Consider the following 19,145-nt stretch of genomic DNA (forward strand, 5'->3'; position numbering starts at 1 on the left):
GTGGTTCGTTTTATGCGTCACATTAGTATAGAAAGTGTTATAAAGGAAAAAGGTTTGTTCAGTAAAAAGTTTGCTATGCCTATTAAACGTATTGTCTGTGCAATTATATGCTGTTGGTTAATTTCTACAAATGTTGTAGCGCATACCGTTCAAGCCATTGTGGGATGGACAAAACCTCCGTATGTCATAGAAGCGACTAGTAGCGGCTTCGAACTGGAATTGATCCGGGAAGTTTTTAGATTAGCCAATATCAATATTCACTTTAATTATGTCCCTCATGGGCGTTTGGCTACACTGCTGGAAAAAGGGGCTGCTGATATTGCTTTAACGATAAACCCAAGACAAAAACCACAAGGCATGGTGCTTAGTGCTCCATACATTCAATATCAAAATGCGGTTATTTCCCTAAAATCGATGAATATTGATGTAAGTAAACTAGAAGATGTTTCAGACAAGTCGGTGGTAGCATTTCAAAACGCTACCAAAGTATTAGGTGCTGAATATGCAGCTGCGGTGGCAGAAAACACCAGTTACCTTGAAGTACCATTGCAAAGCCGGCAGGTAGAATTATTAATGAATAAACGCACTGACATGGTAGTAATGGACATTAATATTTTCAACTACTTAAGCCGAAACATTGCAGGAAAGTCGTTCATGGATAGTATTCATGTTAATTATTACTTTCCTGCAACCAATTATCACTTAGGGTGTACTTCTGAACAGCTTTGTGAAGTATTTAATCGGCATTATCAGTTGTTTATTCAATCTGATCTCTATCTACAACTAATCAACAAATATCAATTTATTCAGCGTTGAACCTCATTCTGTACTAGTCTTGATATCCCCATGGAGCAGTTGGTGGCGTAATTGGCTTGGTTAAATCAAAATCTACACGAAACTCTCGTCCTGGCCTTGTTAAGCGATATGTAAACTTGCTGGGATAAATAAACATTTGCCAATTGTTAGCGTTTGATTGTGGAATGCCCAATCGAACGAACAACTCTTTCGAGTACTGATCAGCGGGGAACGATTGCACTTCTGGCCAGCCTGCATCTATGGTGTGTCCGCCATACATGGTCGACTCATCGTGCGTGCCGTCACTTTTTCGATGATCGTGTTTTAGTGACAAACCTGAACCTGTTTTTGTGATGATCCACGTGCGCGAGGCATCATCGCCGACATGAAACGGAATTTGAAGTTGCGAATTTGAACAGCGTCTTACGTGCATGACTAGCTTTTTAGACGAAAAGCTATCACTTTGTGCATTGTCAACGGTGACTTTACCCTCAAACGCCTGACCGCAATATTGCCTAATACGTTCAAAAAATTGATCATGACTATCAATAGATACTAATGGCGCTTCAGATACAAATTGTTGTTGTGAGGTGCTTGGTTTGTCGCCTGCTGCTAAGCCAAGTGGCGATAGAACAGCACATGCCACCAGGGTAATCGTTTTTAAAGTATTCATATTTCCTCCGATGAAGCACTATAGACATATATTTTCAATAGTTCAATGACTTAAGGTGGCGTAAGATTTGGAGCAAATGCAAAGAATAAGTACGATGGGTGATAAATAAGACTAAAAGAGCACGTACCAATAGGGGATTAACTGGCACGTGCTTCTTGATACAAAATTGGCGAGCTAACAGCTTAAAACAGCTTTCTTCTAAGCAATAATAAACATGAAGCAAATAGCACGCTAGTTACAGGAACTGGCACTGATGTCACTTCAAAAGAAGCTGAATGACCCGCCAATGTATCTAACATTGAATTGTCAAAGCTTAATACTTCTGAGCCACCGAGTAATGACACCGTATTAAAACCTGAAGTAAGTGCTGTAAAGGTAAAGCTCGCGAGGACAAAGCTAGTGCCTTGATTGGCTGCTATTGCCAACTCGTCTGCAAAAAGATCTGCATAATCCTCTAGAAATAGAGAACCTGCAAGGCTGTCGTCGCCGTACGAATAACTACCAAAGCCATCGTCAAAGCCATCACCGAACGACCAGCCAGTAAGTGCCAATTGGCTATCGTCAAAGGCAATGGTACTGGCAAAGCCACCTAATGTGTAATCTAAGTCACTGGCGATTAGTTGCCCAGTGATTACGTCACTTTGTTCATACACATCTTGGTCAAAAGACAGTTCAATAATGGTGGCATTGCTACTAACACTTAGTAGTAGAGACATGGCCAAAAGTAAATTTTTCATTGTAGTTTGTTCCTAAGTTTTTTGGGGCCCGAGTAGACCCCGTAATTCGTGTTGCTATTAATATTTAGTCTGCAATTGCGCAGCGTGGCAGGTCGCAAAGTGCCATCATTGGACGAACATCTTTACGGTCTACCGTTCCGTCTTTGTTGAAATCCAAGGCTAGCGATAATTCGTCATTGCCACGAAGCAAATCTCTGAACAGTTTGATGTCGCGAATATCAATCGCATCATTGCCGTCAAGGTCTGCTGGGTTGGTATCTACTCTGCGACATTCGCCTTCACCTTCAACTAGGCAAAGCAACCAAGTTGAAAAGTCTTCATCAAACGAGGTTCCCCATGTAGACAAAATGTCTTGGTACGGGGTATATGGTGGCAGCTCTGGAACGTCTCCTTGTGCTTGTCCACAGGTCCAAACCCAAGCGCCGCTTGACCACTCACTGTCATCGTATGCCCATGCCCAGCCATTCTCTATGGCCTCGGTTTTCAATTTCCAGCCCCAGTCGAATTCACACGGTGCCGTGGAAATTACACGTTTTGGTGCACGCATAGACGGCAATAGGCTATTTTCAATTTCAGTATTTTGCTCTTCGATCATGTATCGTGTCGCAAGATAACCCCAATGATAGGTGCGCTCGGTATTGCTGTTCTCATACGTTGTTTGGAACAGCTCACTCAATGTGTATGTGCCATTCGGCGCAACAGCGAGCGCATTAGCGTTGTTGTTAGGCTGTGATAGATACTCCGCTAAACCTTCGCCCCACCAAACTGAGTTGGCAGGTTGGTCACCAAAGCTACCCCATTTATTGAATCGGCCATCCAGATAATGCACATATTCATGTTCTAGGTTCCAAACAGCAAACTCAGGCAACCACGTTGCCTGATGCGCGATGAAGCGTGCCTGATTGCCGTCAACCCAAGGGTCACCTTCTAAATACATACCGCCATTATCTGTACCAATTCCGAAGAAGCCACCTGCGTAGTTGTCGTAGTCGGTATACGAACTAAAAATCACTACTTCGAGATCTGTATTTTGGTCATCAGCTACAGGCGTTGTGGCGTTGGTTTTAAACAGGTTATGAAACTTCTGTTCTTGTTTGGCCAAATTAGTACAAATTTGAGCAAGATTTTCCTCGATAATAGGCTCTTGGAAGCGAATCTTGAGCGTTGAACCACATGTATGACGACCGGAAAGAACATAATCTTCTAGATCAAAACTACATGCGTCTCCGTACATATCGCAGTTGCCAGCGTCGTAGTATTTAACCATTGATTGAGCATTTAACCAGCCTTTGCTGCCTGCGCCTTCGTAACTATATTCCTGCAATAATGCTTGAATACTTGGGCGTACTGCTTCGGCTAGTGCTCCGCCAAACCTTAAGAAACGAGCGAGTTCGTTTACAGCGTCTGACCATTGGTACTCACGGGTGTGACCAACTAGCCATTTACCTTGCACGTCAACAAATTGTTTGAGGTTATTAATAATACTTGGATTACCAAGGGCCGCAGCTTCAAGTTCATCCGTTTGGTAATCTGAGGCATTAAACAAATGCACTAGCAATTGTGTCATACTATTTTCTTCATAGTACACACCCCAGTTGTTGTCTCGGCTTATGGTGATTGCGTAGCCCAATAACGCTTCAGTTATTCTTTCTAAGAAAGGAATGCGGTTGTTTCCTGAACTATTTAACAACACGAGCATTTCGTATCGGATCATGAAATCTCGGGTTGCATCGCCATTAAATTGCGTGAAATTATCGCCATTAATATATGTTGAAAGCGCTTGTGAAACGGCTGCATTGTAATCGGCAGGGAATACACGATTGTTTGCACTTTCTGCCCAGTGCATAGCGCGAAGGTAGATAACGAGTTTTTCAAGTTCTGCCGCGCTGGTTACATTTGTCGCATCATATGTGGCCAAATGAGCGTTAATCGCGTTGGCGATTGTGGTAATACTCGCATCAGAAAATACGTCGGTGCCAACCAGTGAATTATCAAACAAGCCGTAAAGGCACGTATTGAGAACACCTGATTTAACTGCATTAACTAAATCTTCTCCTGATAGCCCTTGTAGCTCAGCAGGCGAAGTGCAACTGCTATTCACACTTTGTACGCTAGCACGCATTTTTTTATTTGCCTGCTTCGATAACTGGTAATAATCATTAACGGGCTGATTGCTTTCAAGTAATTGCTGGTACTGGAAAGGAGATATTTCTCTTGGTGGATTGAACCCTCGTTTATCCGTTCTTTTCTGGTATTGAGCATGGTGAGCGTTGCTTGAGAGTAGTGTTGGATTACTCATGCTGCCCGACTGTTGCTGCGCTCCCTGTACTGGATTCGCCATAAATGTACTAAGCAAAAGGCTCGTGCTTAGTAGGCTTAATTTGTTGTTCACGACAGTTTCCTCAAATTGCTGTTCTGTTTTTATTCAACTCAAATGGTCGATTTATTGTGATTAGTTGCATGAAAAATGCACTGCAAAGTATATTGTATAAAATATAATTTACAAGATGGTAACGAATGTAAGATGAGTTTTAAACAAGAAGGTGAGTGATTAAATGCTAAGTTTTTGAGTTTTATCTTTGTTTTTTCAATAGGTTGTAGAGTTGGGTTGTCTGTAAAAAAAACAACAAAAAAATTTATTGTTTGTTGAGCAATAGGCGAAGAAAAATTCAAATTGTATACGTAATTTGTAATTGTATTTATATAGTGCGTGCTAACAGGTACATACACAGAAATGGCCTTTAACTATAGAAGTGCCTTGCTTGATGGAGGGTAAATCAGTATCCTACGCGACCATTTTTCGCTGAGGATAATTTTCATGTTCATTGGATTTGACTATGGTACATCAAATTGCGCGGTTGGTATCATGCATCAAGGACAGCCACAGGTGGTGTCGTTGGGAGAACATGGTAAATATATTCCTTCAACGTTATACGCGCCCAGTAGAGATGTCATTGTTCATTGGCTCTACCAACAAATAGCGCCTAACGAGCAAATAAAGTTTAAGCGTGAGCGCGCATTGCCGTTGCAGAAAAGCCAGTCAGCATTAAGAGAACTAATAGCTGATGGCATTGAGACAGATCTTGCTTTTGGTCAATCTGCATTAGCCAAGTATTTGGACGAACCCGATGAAGGGTATTACATCAAGTCGCCAAAATCGTTTTTGGGTGCCAGTGGCTTGGCAGCTATGCAAATAAACCTGTTTGAAGATATTGTCGCAGCGATGATGGCAAATATTAAATCGCTTGCGGAGCGTACGCTTGAACAGGATATTAGCAAGGCAGTTATTGGAAGACCGGTAAATTTTCAGGGGCTACGAGGTGAAGAAAGTAACCGTCAAGCCATTGATATTCTAACCAATGCAGCAAAGCGTGTTGGTTTTAGTGAGGTTGCTTTTCAATATGAACCTGTGGCAGCGGGGCTTGAGTATGAGGCCAAACTAACACAAGAAACTCGGGTGCTGGTTGTTGACATAGGCGGCGGAACTACTGATTGCTCGATGATATTAATGTCACCACAATACATGCAACAAACATCGCGTGAATCACATCTGCTCTCTCATAGTGGCGTTCGTATTGGCGGTAACGATTTTGATATTCAGCTGGCTCTCAGAGGTATTATGCCAAGTTTGGGACTGGATTCATTGCAAAAATCTGGGAAGCCGATGCCAGCTAATTGCTTTAATCAGGCGGTCGCGATCAACAATATCAATGAACAGACAGAATTCTACAGTGCGAGTAATCGACGTTTATTGCAAGAACTTATACGGGATGCCGAGGAGCCAGATAAGTTGGCTCGTTTATTAAAAGCGCATGATCGCAAATTAAGTTATCGATTAGTAAATGGAGCAGAGCAGGCAAAAATTGGACTAACCAAGCAAGCGTCACAAAATATTCAGTTGCAAGACTTGGATGAAAACCTGAAAGTTGAAGTTTCACGTGCATTGATGCTGCAAGCCAATGCGCGTCAGCTTAATCAAATTGGTCAATTAATTGATGATGCAATTAAAGACGCAGGCATTGCACCAGATGCTGTGTTTGTGACTGGGGGCACGGCAAAATCGCCGGTGATTAATCAATTTTTGCAAGAAAAACTACCGAATATTCCACTGGTTGTAGGGGATCATTTTGGCAGTGTAACGGTTGGACTAGCACGTTGGGCAGAGCGGATTTTTTCCTAAATATTTCATACGTTTCTTCTTAGGATAGTATCGAATAACTGAATTTTTGCTGTTAGTATGCTGGCTTCATCTTGCTTCTATCATTTGGTATCGGGAGTGATTAGCAATGCATTTATGGAAATACTTAACGCATAATTTTTATACGAAAGAAGCTTTGTTGGCTAACACAAAAATTTCAGCATCAGAGCTGGAGCAATGGCAAGCACAGGGACTAGCACCTAAAGCGTCTTATAAAATATCAATGAATGTTGAATGTGACTCCTTTTTTGGTGTTCATCAAGCACAAGAAAGTCAGGAGTTTTATGCGAAAGGCTACACATCTTGGCTAGCCATTGTGCAATCAAATCCAAATGAAACAGCTTGCTATGCCAATTTTTATCAACGATATTTAGCAACACTTGATAGGCTATCAACCGCAGGCCATAGTACAGAAAAAGCAGAACTGAATGAATGCATAGACGCTCATGTTAAGAATGAGTGGGGGCATTTCTTAAACGGTATTTATGGTTTATGTACTAAATCTGGGTTGCCTGAAGACATCGCGGCCAAGGAATTGGCAATCGCTGAAATTAGTGAGCTATTGGATTACCAAGAAAAAGATCAACAAGTTTTTGAGCGATTAGAAAAGGCGGTTAACTTGTTAGATAGCGCTAGCGCAGAATTTGCACCTCATGAAAGAGCCAGAAGTTCTCGATTTAGGTTGATTGATGAAGTAAGAAGGGAATACGGTTTGGCTGTACCGCTTGCGTGAAATTAGTCGATTTTCCAATTGAAAAGTAGCGAGGGCATGGTGACCTCGCTATTAAATATTGTTTAAGGAAAGGCGCTAGTGATTCTTCACCAACAGTTCGGTGCTATTTGACAGCCATAATTCTAACGTCTTCGCTTTTACTTCGCTGTCTGTTCGGTCGTACCTAAAGAGAATATCAGCTTTGCCATCTTTGTTGATGTCTTTGATTTGCACTAGGTTGCCATTTCTTGGGAGTGGCATTTCGTATCGTTGGCCCTTACGACTAAACGGGCCTTTTTGATCACCCACATAAAGTCGTGCTTTGTCATCGCTGATTTGCATTAGCAGATCTTTAATGCCGTCGCCATCGAAGTCTTCAAGTGCAAACAATGGAATTTCTGCCGATTCGCTGTCTAAATCAAAGGCAAGTTCGATTTCTTTGTCTTGATTAGGTTCTTCAACAAAGTTCTGTTGTTCAGTCATTAAGAAAAACTCCACGTTAACATCGGTAGATTGTGAAATTAAGCCTGCGATTATATCCGAGAAGCCGAAATCCTTGCGCGGAAAGTAAAGGTCTTTTAAGCCGTCGCCATTTAAGTCAGCAAACTTGTAGGTATTAACGTTTTGACCAAATGACATTAGTTGGCCTTCATATGGTAGCTGTGTGTTAGGTGATGCAGGGAAAGCAATTAAGGCATTTTTAATGTGGCCATAGCGAATCTCTAAAGTTCCTTGACGGTTGAATATGCCGTCGCTTTTTCTGCGTTGTGTCACCAAATCAATGTGACCATCATTGTTAATGTCAACCAAATCGACAAAGGACGCATAATCGAGTTTTACTTTTCCTTCAGTTTCTCTTTCTTTTGCATCAACCATTTGTCGAGAGATGATATTGGCGTTTAGTTGAATGGCGGTAGGTTTTGGATCAAATCCGTTCTTTTCCCGTTGTAAATGCACAAATAATTCGTCTTCCTTTTGATAGGCAATATCAATCAGGTTATCGTTATTCGCGTCAAAAAGCTTATACGTTTGCTGAGAAAATGTTCGTGATTGGCGCCAAAGAGAAGTGTCGGGCTTCATTTCGAGTTCGAACTTGGTAAAGCCGCCTTTTGGGTTTTGCATGAAAATGTGGCTTGCGTGAAAGTCTGTCAAAATGAAGTCTGTTAGCCCATCTTTATTTAAATCTTCAGCAAATGAAATGTCATCTGATGGTGAGATCACTTTCTCACCCGAATAGATTGACTGGCTGGTAAAAAGTGCTTGTTGTTTGTTCGTAGTAACGTCATAACTCAGCACTTGGCTATCGGTTAAGTAAAAAAGCACTTCAGTATCGTGACCGGCTAGCGTACCTGCGCTATAGGCAATGGCCTCATTTGGCATTTCTACGGTTGTTGATTGGATATCAGCGTTATCGATATTTTTAAATAGTATAAATTGCCTACTCGCAAAGGTTTTATCGGCAATAAGCAAGTGCTTAGCTGCATTATCGTTATGTAACCACATTGTGTGTCCACTTAATGCAACGTCGGCTTTCAACGTGGATTTGTTAAAAGTTAAGTTTTGCGTATCAGTTTTCTTCGCGATGCCAGGGCTGGCAAAAAGTAAGGCGCAAAGGCTGATCGCCAGAGACGTTTGATTGTTATTATCCATTTTGTCCTCTATCTGACATTATTCCGTTAAATCATCGGCTCTTATGCCATGCTTCACAAAGAATGGTAAGAAAGGCGAATCAGTTCAATCTGCAAAGCATAAAGCGCCAGATGAAAATATGCTACGGGGAATGTATTACATTTTGTTTCCGACTGCGCAAAAAAGGGAGGAAAACAAAACCTTTATACTTCTAAATGAAAAAAAACAGGAGTTAATAACTCCTGTTTAAAATCATCTTTCGATGGAAGTAGAGAGAAATACTAAATAGACTGTTTTTTTAATTTTTGTCGAGTAACCAGCCCCGCAAGTGCAAGAGCAAATATTGCAGAGGTAGCAGGCTCTGGGATTTCAGTTACCGTTGTTTGTGCGACGATAAGTTCTGCATTCTCATTAGCCGGGGTTGGTGTTACAAACGGCGAGTTTTCACCTTCATTTTCTGAATCACCGTCGTTATTAGCGGTGAACTCTTCGTTATCATCACCTGTAGGAGAGTTTGGCTCAGTACCTTCTGGGTCACCTGCATTATGGGTGTTTGGCGAAGTATTTTCTTGCTGTGCTACTTGTTCATTGTTTTGTTCATCCGAACCATTCGTATTGTCATTGCCTTCTTCTGCACCCTGTGGAGGTGGGCTTCCAGCAACAGTAATAGTTGGCGCGTTGTTTCTTTGGTGTTGTGCAGCTACTTTTTTGAATGCCGCAATGATCGCTTCTTTTGGATCGTTGAGTTGATTATTACTCATATCACCATTGGATGATGGTAAGTACATTTCAATGCTAAACATATCTGGTGTTAAAGCGGGCATCTTTGAACCGGCATAAGCAATGTAACCACTGGCATTATCCTTTCCATTTGATCTACTTGCCGTTGCATATGAACTCGAAGATTTTTGCGAAAACGGCGAAAATTCATCGATACTGCCGTTGGAGTAAATACCGCCGTTGTCGATATTTAATATAGACGCGCCCGATAAAGCAGAAGAAAGTTCAGCATCTTCGTTAAGCGCAATTGCATAGTTAGGCATTGCAAAGGTCGGTTGGTCCAAAACATTGACAACAAGACTAAACGCAGTTTTACGCGACTCATCGTCACTAACGAGTGAAACACTTACTGTCGTATCTTTCGACACTTCTTCAATGTTTAGCGTAAGGACATTGTTTTTTACTTGTCCTGAAATCGTGTCATTGTCGCTGTAGACAACGTAATTACTGTTAAATTGGTGGTTTAGATCGATAGGGATATTTAGCACTGAATTTTCAGCGGCTAAAATATTGTTGTTTTCCATACCCGAAAGGTAATAGCTCAAACGTTCGTCGGAGTTTTGCTCGTGTTTTGAAGAGGTTACTAAGCTGGCATTTGCTTGTGTCGCGAACAGAGTGCTTAATACTATCGCGCTAGTAACTAATCGAAATGAACCCGTTTTCATGTGCAATTTCCTTGTCTCAATTCAAACATCCAATAGCTATATTCAGCAGTAGTAACTAATGTGATGTAGTTGATTAATAAGGCAAGAAAACTTGGTGAGTTCAATTTTTCAGCAACCCCGCTACCATAGTTTTCACCTTAGGTCGGAAGCTTTGCGTATATGGATTTCGCCATACTTGCCTTTTACAAATTTTTGTCAGCGTAACGTAAAGTACAAAACTTGTAAACTAAAAACTGTTTTTGTGTTTGTAATTACTGAAAATTTTGAGAAGTTTTTGGCAAGTCGATAGATATATGTATATGCATTAGAGCCAGCTTGCTACGTCAACTGAGAAATTGACTCCTCCAATTTCACTCTATCCCATTTCATAGTCAACTGTGTGCGGCTACATACGTATTCACACTATTCAGTGCTGGAATTGTTGTTTTTTTGTTCGATGATATGAGGGGTAACAATAATTTAACAACAATAACTAAGCGGGAATTATATGAAAAAAACAACAATACTGAGCCCTCTGGTAGGCGCTTTACTGGTCACGGTCGGAAGCATTCAAGTGCAGGCGGCTTCGCAACCGACTACATTTGTCCATCTGTTTGAGTGGCAATGGTCTGATGTTGCAAAAGAATGTGAAAGTAATCTTGGGCCAAATGGATTTGCAGCGGTTCAGGTATCACCACCTAATGAACATATTCAAGGTGATGCATGGTGGACAAGGTATCAGCCTGTTAGTTATCAACTAACCAGTCGAGGCGGTACGCGAGCGGAATTTGTTGACATGGTCACTCGCTGTAAAGGCGTTGGCGTAGACATATACGTAGACGCTGTTATTAATCATATGGCTGCGGGAAGTGGAACGGGGGTATCGGGAAGTTCGTATGGTCAAAAATCATTTCCAGACTACAGCCCATGGGATTTTCATGACACTTGTGCAATCAATAATTATGGCGACCGCTGGCAAGTGCAAAACTGCGAATTAGTTGGTTTGGCAGACTTAAACACTAGCTCATTTTATGTACAGGATACACTAGCAGGTTACCTGAACGATTTATTGTCCATTGGTGTCGCGGGTTTTCGTTTAGATGCCTCAAAACACATGGCAGTTGAAGATATCCAAGCTGTGCTGGCAAAAGTCAATGGAACACCTTTGGTCTTTCAGGAAGTGATCGACCAAGGAGGAGAAGCGATAAGTGCCAGTGAATACCTTAGTACGGGTTTAGTTACCGAGTTTAAGTACTCAACCAAGTTAGGGGAAACGTTCAAACAAGGGAAGCTCGCTTGGTTGAAAACATTCGGCGAAAGCTGGGGGTTTATGCCTAGCTACAATGCGGTGGTGTTTGTTGATAATCACGATAATCAGCGAGGGCATGGCGGTGCTGGTAACGTAGTGACCTTTGAAGATGGTCGTTTATACGAATTAGCGAATGTGTTCATGTTAGCTTATCCGTATGGCTATCCGAAGGTAATGTCGAGTTTTGCATTTCATAACGATACTGATGCTGGTGCGCCTGATGTACCCGTCCATAACAATGGTCAACTCATGTGTTTTGCGCAAGATTGGCAGTGTGAACATCGATGGCAGTATATCGCTGGCGCAGTTGATTTTAGAAATAATACCGCAGATAACTGGACAGTGACCAATTGGTGGGACAATGGTAATAACCAAATTGCATTTGGGCGAGGTAGTGCTGGTTTTGTCGCTATAAATAAAGAGGATAGTACTATGTCTGTTTCGCTTGTAACGGACATGGCACCGGGGATTTATTGTAATGTGCTTAACGGACAACTCAGTGAAGATGGCAATTCATGTTCAGGAGATACGGTTGAAGTGAGCGCTAACGGAACAATTGATACTAATTTAGCTGCTTGGCAGGCATTGGCGATTCATCAAGGTGCTAAAACTAGTCAAATTGTTCCACCTAGTGACGGTTGGCAACGGACAGTGGTATTTATTTCGGCCAATACCCAAAGTGGGCAAGATATGTTCGTGCGTGGTGGTATTGACCATGACTATGCTCGTCAGCATATGGGCCTAGAGTGCACTATCACTAACTTTTTGTGTGCAATCCCCATTAAGCATCGCAACCTTAAAAATGCGACAACATCACCGTGGAAAGTAGGAGACAGTTACCTTGACTGGTATGGAGCTCAAATAAACCAATCGAGTGCCGCTGAAGGAACACCGCTAGACTGGACTATCGATTTGTGGCCGATAAATTGGGGAGAGAAGAAAACGGTTGCCGTTGATGGTTATGGTGAAGAACCCCTCAATGTTTGGGGCGCACATTACTGGATGCTAGATGTGGATATGGATTGTGATAGAACGGCGAATGGCTGGTTCGAACTTAAGGCCTTTGTCAAAAACGGTCAGGGTTGGGAGTCTGACATTTCACAACAAGGGATTCCTTATGCGTCGAATAATCACATGGCGCAATGTGGTAAAATTAACCGATTTATCTTCAACCAATCAGACGCAGAAATTAAGTCATTTTAAACGGTACAATTGACTCACAGTTGGTAATTCATTGCATTGCCATATGCAATGAATTACCATGCCAACTCTTAAAAAAAGCACGATAAATCTCCCCGTTTTATAGCGATTGGTTTAAGACCATTTGAAATGATTTGTCGTTTGTTTCCATTATTGGACTGTTTGCTCACGATTACTGTTTGGTTGCGGTTATCAAGAGAGTAAATAGCCCAAAAAAATGAAATTATAAATACGTGTCGAGTGACGAATGAAAGGCAAATTAATAACAATTGAAGGTATTGACGGTAGTGGCAAAGGAACCCAAGCAACTAAGTTAGTAGAAGTACTTAACAAATTGGGCGTTAATGCAAAAATCTACAGTTTTCCTGCTTATGAAGAAACATTTTTTGGAAGGGAAGTTGGGGCATTTCTTCGTGGTGAATTTGGTTCAATTGATGAAGTACATCCAAAACTCGCCTCTATTCTATTTGCTTCAGATCGTCTTGAACAAAAGCCGAGCTTACTCGCCGATCTAGAAGCGGGTACTTACGTTGTTTGTGACCGCTATGTGGAATCCAATATTGCCCATCAGGCGGCAAAGCTACCGCAGCAAGACCGTGCTGATTTTATTGACTGGGTAAAATCACTTGAATACGGTGTCAATAGCTTACCAAAACCAGATGTTACGTTTTTTCTCGATGTTCCATTGTCGGTATCGAAAGAGTTGGTGCTCAAAAAGAAACAGCGTAGTTACACTGATGAGAAAGAAGATATTCACGAAGCTGCACATGGCTATTTGCAAAATGTGTATGAGGTTTATAAACAACTTGAGCAATCTGAAGACTGGCAAGTTATTGCTTGTACAGAAAATGGTGACGTAAAAAGTATTGATGACATTCATCAAATCATACTGTCACACGTTCAGTCATAACCTCTGTTAAATAATCAAGTGAGCAGCCTTTGTTAAGTTATAGACATTCTTTCCATGCGGGTAATTTTGCCGATGTGTTGAAGCACATTGTGCAAGTAGAAATATTGAATTACTTGGCGATCAAAGACAAACCGTTCGAGTACATCGATACGCATTCTGGCGCTGGTTTGTTTAATTTCGACAGTAGCGATGCACAAAAGCTCCAAGAGCATTTAGGTGGTATTGCTAAGCTCAATCAAAGTGAATTCCCTGAACTTCAAAGTTATTTTGATGTTGTAAACGCATATGACAAACAGGGACTCAAGAATATTTATCCGGGCTCGCCATCAATTGCAAAACAGTTATTGAGACAACAAGATCGCGGCTGGTTATTTGAGCTTCATCCACAAGATTTTAACCACCTAACAACCAACATGGAACGTGACAAACGGATCAGAGTTACCCAAAAAGATGGTTTGCAAGGGATGTTGAGTTTGCTACCGCCAACAAGTAGACGTGCGCTGGTGTTGATTGATCCATCGTATGAAATTAAAACTGAATATTCACAGGTGTTTAAAACGGTGGCGGCCGCACATAAAAAGTTCGCCACAGGGACTTATGCAATTTGGTATCCGGTAGTAAATCGCAGCGTGATTGATAACATGCACACTCAATTTGCGCAAAGCGGTATTAAGAATATTCAATGCTTTGAATTAGGGGTTAAAGAGGATTCTGCTGAGCGTGGCATGACATCTTCAGGGATGATTGTGATAAATCCCCCATGGACACTCTTTGACAAAATGAAAGCATTATTGCCTAAACTTGCCAAAACTCTAGGAGAGAGTGACAAACTCATTTACCGCTGTGACGTTATCGCCGAAGAATAGTCGTTCTATTTGCCACAGGGCGTAAATTCTTTTATCGGTTGCAACTCTATTGTTAATCGACGTTTTGCGTAAGCGATGATTTTCGATATTCGACTGGTGTCATGCCTGTTTCTTTTTTAAATGTCTTATAAAAAGAGGAGCGGGCATTAAAGCCAACATCTAACGCAATCGCCAAGACAGTGTCGTTACTCTCAACAATACGGGCCTTGGCTTCTTTAATTCGCCATCCGTTAACAAAATCAAAAAAATTGGTATCAAGAGACTCATTTAATGTTTGCGAAATGTAATTAGCAGAAATTCCCATATGATTAGCTAATTTTGGTAAGGACAAAGATGAGTCGAAAAAGAGCTTTTCGTTTTGCATTACATTGTTTAACTTGTCGGCAATGCGTTTAGCCTGATCTTTTGACAGTGCCGAACGTTGATATTTGCTGCTCTTTTCTGCTTTTTCATTATTGTTTTGTCGTGTTGCAGTATTGGCTAATGTGTCACTTGTGACTTCGTTTGTTGCTGTATCTGTGGCCATTATTGAAAATACCGGTGGTTGAGTAACAGCAAACAAGCTAAAGGCCCAAATTAATGTCAAATAAAGCAAAACTTCAACGTTCGGTGATATCACAGATAATTCGAACAATGCTTCTGTTGCTAACATGATAGTTAATAGCAGCCAGGTGCCGACCGAAAGTGTAATTATACTGTCTAGCCATATTAACGATTTATGCTCCAAGTTGGCGAAATACTGCTTTAATCGCTGTCGGTGTTGGCGTAATTGTTTAACTATTAGCATCAAATAGAAGCAGGTAGACACCAGCCAGTAAATCGCTGCAATAAAAATGGCTATTTGTGTAAACCTCGAGAGCAGGCTATTTGCACTGTCATTGGTTACGAATAATGCGGCTCTATCTGCGTCAGAGAGCATAACAACACATGTACTAATAATAACCGCAATAGCTGCTGATAGGCGTTGCCAGCGCTTACTTTTGGATTGTCTCGTTATTTTCTGCTCAGTTAACGAAATAACATAACGCCATAAATAAGGAACCAAAAGTAGCCATGCAGGAAAAACGATGACTAAAAAGTGAGTAAAAAAATCTACCGTTGTTAAAGACTCAATGGCTGGTACAAGTGCGAGTATGCCGCTGGCAATGAGTACACCTGCTAAGGGCTTATCGGGCATCTGATTGAACTTACGTGTCGCTAATATTGACAGAGAAAAAAAGATAATACCGACAATTGCCATTGAAACAGCGACGATGAATTGATAATTATCCATAAGGTAGTTGGTTAGATATGCTTAGCCCAAATATGCTTCTATTGTATACACATTAATAGGTCTACTGAAAATATAAGTGCGAACAATAGGCAAATTTCCTAATCGGTCAAGTGATGGATTTGAATGCTCATATCATTTTGTCGGCATAAATAAAGCGCATTAAGCGAGAAGATTACCTTGATGTTTTTCGCTCGAATTATCCGTTCAACTCCTGTATCTTACGGTACTTTGTTCTAAGTACAAGTACCGTAAACTGAGCGGGAACTGACATATAAGGGATACTGACATGCCAAAGGCAAGTGAAATAAAGAAGAATGCGGCGATCGAACATGGCGGTAAGGTTTTGATCATCAAAGATATTACTCGTTCTGTTCCTCAAGGCCGCGCAGGTGGAAGCTTGTATCGCATGCGCATGTACGATGTGGTAACTGGCAGTAAAGTTGATGAAACCTTTAAAGCAGAAGAAATGTTAAAGCTGGCAGACTTAACAAGACGTGCGGCAATGTTTTCGTATACTGATGGTGACGAATACGTGTTTATGGATAATGAAGATTACACGCCATATAACCTTAATAAAGAAAGCATTGCAGAAGAGTTGCTTTATATTACAGAAGCAACAGAAGGCTTGCATGTTGTAGTTATTGATAACGTGCCTGTCGCCATTGATTTGCCATCTAGTGTTGAATTGGAGATTGTGGAAACAGATCCTTCAATTAAAGGTGCATCGGCAAGCGCTCGCACTAAACCTGCTACATTGTCTACAGGGTTGATTGTTCAAGTACCTGAGCATATTTCAACGGGAGATCGCATCAAAGTGAACACCGCTGAGCAGAAATTCATGAGCAGAGCTGACAAATAGCGAATGCATATTGGTAGTACTAGCGGTATAAACTTAGTTTAGCCGCTTACTGTTTTGCTATTGAAATGGTCAATTGATACTTCTACACATTTTTGCCACTATTTTTACTTAGTATCATATAAATAAACACTGTTTTACTCCTTTGTTGGCTGATTTAGCATAGTGTTTGAATTTTCGAGCAATACAGGCAGATGAAGCCACCATTGTTTTTCTGAACAAAACCCATGAGATACATTTCTTCCGATAGAATTTAGCATGTGTAAAGATACTTCATTAACACGCATATTGTTGAGCATTGTGTTTACGATGTTTATGTTGGCACCTGCATATACTACGGAGGTACTAGCCTCGACAGTTGGCAATGCGGAAGAAGCTTTGTCTATGGATGAAGAACTGGCACAAATTCAGGCAAAAATTGCAAACAATACCCCCCAAGATACGCCAGAATCACTGGCAGCGTTGCTGATTAGGCGAGCAGATATTTTGCGTAAACTGAGCCGTCATCAAGAAAGCTTAGATACGCTTGAGCAAGTTAGGTTGCACGCACACAAACATCAATTAACGTTTTATACCATCTTTGCCGACTACCATGAGGGCATGTTACTAAAAGATGGCGGTGAATATGATCAAGCGCTTGCCTTATTTGAATCAGCAGCACAAGCATTTGAACGAATAAAGAAATACAAAAATCAGGTTCGGGCGCTGCGTCGTGCAACTTATTGCTTACGTTCAAAAGGTGAATATGCCAAAGCGGTTGCCTCTATAGAGCGCGCCATTGAAATTGCTAAAGAACATGGAATAGATAAAGAAATTGGCTATGCTCTAGGTGATTTGGCAGAGGTTTACGCTAATTTAGGGTTGTATCAAGAAGCATTGGAATATGAACTCGAGCAGTTAACCTATGAACCAATAGAAACCGTCAAGCCTGAAAATCGTGCAGACCACTTTTACGCATTTGCTGAACGATACCGACAACTAGAAGATTATGCGTCGGCAGAATCATACTTTCAAAAGGCTTTAGCGCTAGATCGTCAGTTAAATGTTCCAATTAATATTGGACACTCTCTTCTTAAATTGTCTCAGGTTTATATTGGACAGGGTAATCTCGAAAAATCATTGGCATATGCACAGGAAGGTAAAAACGTATTTGAAGCAACTAAAATTGAAAGACACATTGCGTGGGCGAAATCTAACATTGCCAATGTCTATTTGGCAAAACAAGATTACAGTACTGCGGTAAACATATACACAGATGCGGTAAATCAGTTGTCGGCGATAGGCAATAGTGCCTTGCTTTATGAAGTTAAAAAGTCGCTTGCACAAGCTTATCTAGGCCAAAACAACCTTGATGAAGCAGAGCGCATATTTAAGGAAGTGCTTGCGTTTGCGCAACAGCCTAATTCACATCATTTAACCGTGGATACACTTGCTGGTTTAGTGCAGACTTATGCTTTACGAAATGACTATCCCGCCGCTTTTAACTTCCAAAAAAAGTTAACTGAAGAAACGTTAAAGCGAAATCAACAAATCAATTCTTTCCGTACGGCTAAGCAAAAATATGCACTTAAAACGGTCAGTAAAGATGCAGAAATAAAAATACTGGAAGCGCAAAAACTTCAGGGAGCATTACAGCTTAAAGAAGCTAAATTACAAAAGCAAACGGCTAATACCGTTACCGCGTTGCTGTTTGTCGTGTTATTAATTGGGGTTTACGTATTTTATTCTAAGCGAAGGCTAGCCAACTTAAGACAAGCGATGCTCTCGGAATCTATTGAGCGACGAAATCAACTGTTTGCAGATGTTTCACATGAGCTACGTACGCCTTTGTCGGTACTGAAATTGCAGCTACAGGCACTGGAGTATGGTTTGATCACAGATCAAGAAACGACGTACAGTAAGCTCCATGATAAGATCGCTGAAATTGACGTATTAATTGATGATATATACCAAATTGCGCGATTAGAAGCGCAAATATTACAACTCGATATTAAGTCTATTCAATTGCAACCTTGGATGACGCAAATTGCTCGCGATTTTCACGGGTTATCTAGCGAAAGAGGATTAAAGTTTCAACAGCATATTAATATTTCTGCCGAAGCCGTTTGGGTAGGTGACCATATTCGTTTGAAGCAATCGCTAATGAATGTGGTGCGAAATTCCGTCAAGTATACCGACTCGCCGGGGACGACAGCACTCACAGCATTTGTTGAACATGAGCATTTGGTTATTGTTGTTGAAGATTCAGCACCAAGCATTGATAAGCGTGAACTACCTAAGATTTTTCAGCGGTTATATCGTGCCGATGGCACACGAAGCCGTGATCACGGAGGTTCTGGGCTAGGGTTAACTATTGCTAAAAGTATCATTGAGCTTCATGGAGGAAATATTCGCGCCAATGTGTCTGAGTTGGGTGGTGTGCAAATAAAAATTTGTGTGCCACTTGATTGTCAGCAAACTCAGAAAGAAGCCGGTCATTAGTATGTGGCGTTAGCGGCGAAAGAGTAATTTTAACATAGCATCGAGAAAAATATCATCTAAACTTAGGCTTATACGTAACTTT

14 protein-coding genes and 1 riboswitch are annotated in these 19,145 nt (G+C 41.2%); of the genes, 8 read left to right on the forward strand and 6 right to left on the reverse strand.

What is annotated here, in order from left to right; all coding sequences use genetic code 11:
• Positions 1-54 precede the first annotated feature (54 nt).
• Positions 55-816: a substrate-binding periplasmic protein gene (locus ACSLUK_RS10265; RefSeq protein ID WP_448548485.1), complete on the forward strand. Its 762-nt coding sequence runs from the start codon at positions 55-57 to the stop codon at positions 814-816.
• Between the two features lie 13 nt (positions 817-829).
• Here ACSLUK_RS10265 and ACSLUK_RS10270 read toward each other — a convergent pair whose 3' ends face one another.
• From ACSLUK_RS10270 to ACSLUK_RS10280, 3 genes are all read right to left on the reverse strand, one after another.
• Positions 830-1,468, reverse strand: coding sequence for a hypothetical protein (locus ACSLUK_RS10270; protein ID WP_448548487.1), 639 nt, complete (start codon positions 1,466-1,468; stop codon positions 830-832).
• A gap of 182 nt (positions 1,469-1,650) precedes the next feature.
• The gene (locus ACSLUK_RS10275; protein WP_448548488.1) at positions 1,651-2,205 is read right to left on the reverse strand and encodes a PEP-CTERM sorting domain-containing protein; all 555 of its coding nucleotides are present in this window, start codon (positions 2,203-2,205) and stop codon (positions 1,651-1,653) included.
• Between the two features lie 64 nt (positions 2,206-2,269).
• Positions 2,270-4,597, reverse strand: a complete 2,328-nt coding sequence (locus ACSLUK_RS10280) for a collagenase (protein WP_448548489.1) — start codon at positions 4,595-4,597, stop codon at positions 2,270-2,272.
• 426 nt (positions 4,598-5,023) lie between these two features.
• On the opposite strand from ACSLUK_RS10280, the gene yegD reads away from it, so the two are divergent.
• Both yegD and ACSLUK_RS10290 read left to right on the forward strand, forming a co-directional pair.
• Positions 5,024-6,385: a molecular chaperone gene (gene yegD, locus ACSLUK_RS10285; protein ID WP_448548490.1), complete on the forward strand. Its 1,362-nt coding sequence runs from the start codon at positions 5,024-5,026 to the stop codon at positions 6,383-6,385.
• A 106-nt stretch (positions 6,386-6,491) separates the two neighbouring features.
• On the forward strand, positions 6,492-7,136 hold the full coding sequence (locus tag ACSLUK_RS10290) for a DUF6058 family natural product biosynthesis protein (RefSeq protein WP_448548491.1): 645 nt from the start codon (positions 6,492-6,494) through the stop codon (positions 7,134-7,136).
• 75 nt (positions 7,137-7,211) lie between these two features.
• On the opposite strand, the gene ACSLUK_RS10295 is transcribed toward ACSLUK_RS10290, so the two are convergent.
• On the reverse strand, positions 7,212-8,765 hold the full coding sequence (locus tag ACSLUK_RS10295; RefSeq protein WP_448548492.1) for an FG-GAP repeat domain-containing protein: 1,554 nt from the start codon (positions 8,763-8,765) through the stop codon (positions 7,212-7,214).
• 260 nt (positions 8,766-9,025) lie between these two features.
• Positions 9,026-10,189 carry a PEP-CTERM sorting domain-containing protein gene (locus tag ACSLUK_RS10300; RefSeq protein ID WP_448548493.1) on the reverse strand — a complete coding sequence of 388 codons (1,164 nt, stop codon included), beginning with the start codon at positions 10,187-10,189 and terminating at the stop codon, positions 9,026-9,028.
• A 107-nt stretch (positions 10,190-10,296) separates the two neighbouring features.
• A riboswitch (cyclic di-GMP riboswitch) is annotated at positions 10,297-10,379 on the reverse strand.
• Between the two features lie 297 nt (positions 10,380-10,676).
• Between ACSLUK_RS10300 and ACSLUK_RS10305 the strand changes: the two genes are divergently transcribed.
• From ACSLUK_RS10305 to ACSLUK_RS10315, 3 genes are all read left to right on the forward strand, one after another.
• Positions 10,677-12,680 (forward strand): alpha-amylase, encoded by a 2,004-nt coding sequence (locus tag ACSLUK_RS10305; RefSeq protein ID WP_448548494.1) that lies wholly within the window; start codon positions 10,677-10,679, stop codon positions 12,678-12,680.
• Positions 12,681-12,924: 244 nt separating this feature from the next.
• Positions 12,925-13,587 carry a dTMP kinase gene (gene tmk / locus ACSLUK_RS10310; RefSeq protein WP_448548495.1) on the forward strand — a complete coding sequence of 221 codons (663 nt, stop codon included), beginning with the start codon at positions 12,925-12,927 and terminating at the stop codon, positions 13,585-13,587.
• A 29-nt stretch (positions 13,588-13,616) separates the two neighbouring features.
• Complete coding sequence (locus tag ACSLUK_RS10315) at positions 13,617-14,453, forward strand: 23S rRNA (adenine(2030)-N(6))-methyltransferase RlmJ (protein ID WP_448548496.1); 837 nt, start codon at positions 13,617-13,619, stop codon at positions 14,451-14,453.
• 52 nt (positions 14,454-14,505) lie between these two features.
• Here the strand turns inward: ACSLUK_RS10315 and ACSLUK_RS10320 are convergent, their stop codons facing one another.
• Positions 14,506-15,726, reverse strand: a complete 1,221-nt coding sequence (locus ACSLUK_RS10320) for a helix-turn-helix domain-containing protein (RefSeq protein ID WP_448548497.1) — start codon at positions 15,724-15,726, stop codon at positions 14,506-14,508.
• 286 nt (positions 15,727-16,012) lie between these two features.
• On the opposite strand from ACSLUK_RS10320, the gene efpL reads away from it, so the two are divergent.
• Both efpL and ACSLUK_RS10330 read left to right on the forward strand, forming a co-directional pair.
• Positions 16,013-16,585 carry an elongation factor P-like protein EfpL gene (gene efpL, locus ACSLUK_RS10325; RefSeq protein ID WP_448548498.1) on the forward strand — a complete coding sequence of 191 codons (573 nt, stop codon included), beginning with the start codon at positions 16,013-16,015 and terminating at the stop codon, positions 16,583-16,585.
• Positions 16,586-16,840: 255 nt separating this feature from the next.
• Positions 16,841-19,063 (forward strand): tetratricopeptide repeat protein, encoded by a 2,223-nt coding sequence (locus ACSLUK_RS10330; RefSeq protein ID WP_448548499.1) that lies wholly within the window; start codon positions 16,841-16,843, stop codon positions 19,061-19,063.
• Positions 19,064-19,145: the final 82 nt, after the last annotated feature.

The organism is Thalassotalea fusca (genome assembly GCF_053485835.1).

Excerpts from the sequence above, each read along its gene's own strand:
- ACSLUK_RS10290 (WP_448548491.1), top strand. The coding sequence starts at position 6,492 with ATGCATTTATGGAAATACTTAACGCATAATTTTTATACGAAAGAAGCT.
- yegD (WP_448548490.1), top strand. The coding sequence starts at position 5,024 with ATGTTCATTGGATTTGACTATGGTACATCAAATTGCGCGGTTGGTATC.
- ACSLUK_RS10275 (WP_448548488.1), bottom strand. The coding sequence starts at position 2,205 with ATGAAAAATTTACTTTTGGCCATGTCTCTACTACTAAGTGTTAGTAGC.
- tmk (WP_448548495.1), top strand. The coding sequence starts at position 12,925 with ATGAAAGGCAAATTAATAACAATTGAAGGTATTGACGGTAGTGGCAAA.
- ACSLUK_RS10270 (WP_448548487.1), bottom strand. The coding sequence starts at position 1,468 with ATGAATACTTTAAAAACGATTACCCTGGTGGCATGTGCTGTTCTATCG.
- ACSLUK_RS10300 (WP_448548493.1), bottom strand. The coding sequence starts at position 10,189 with ATGAAAACGGGTTCATTTCGATTAGTTACTAGCGCGATAGTATTAAGC.
- ACSLUK_RS10295 (WP_448548492.1), bottom strand. The coding sequence starts at position 8,765 with ATGGATAATAACAATCAAACGTCTCTGGCGATCAGCCTTTGCGCCTTA.
- ACSLUK_RS10330 (WP_448548499.1), top strand. The coding sequence starts at position 16,841 with ATGTGTAAAGATACTTCATTAACACGCATATTGTTGAGCATTGTGTTT.
- ACSLUK_RS10320 (WP_448548497.1), bottom strand. The coding sequence starts at position 15,726 with ATGGATAATTATCAATTCATCGTCGCTGTTTCAATGGCAATTGTCGGT.
- efpL (WP_448548498.1), top strand. The coding sequence starts at position 16,013 with ATGCCAAAGGCAAGTGAAATAAAGAAGAATGCGGCGATCGAACATGGC.
- ACSLUK_RS10305 (WP_448548494.1), top strand. The coding sequence starts at position 10,677 with ATGAAAAAAACAACAATACTGAGCCCTCTGGTAGGCGCTTTACTGGTC.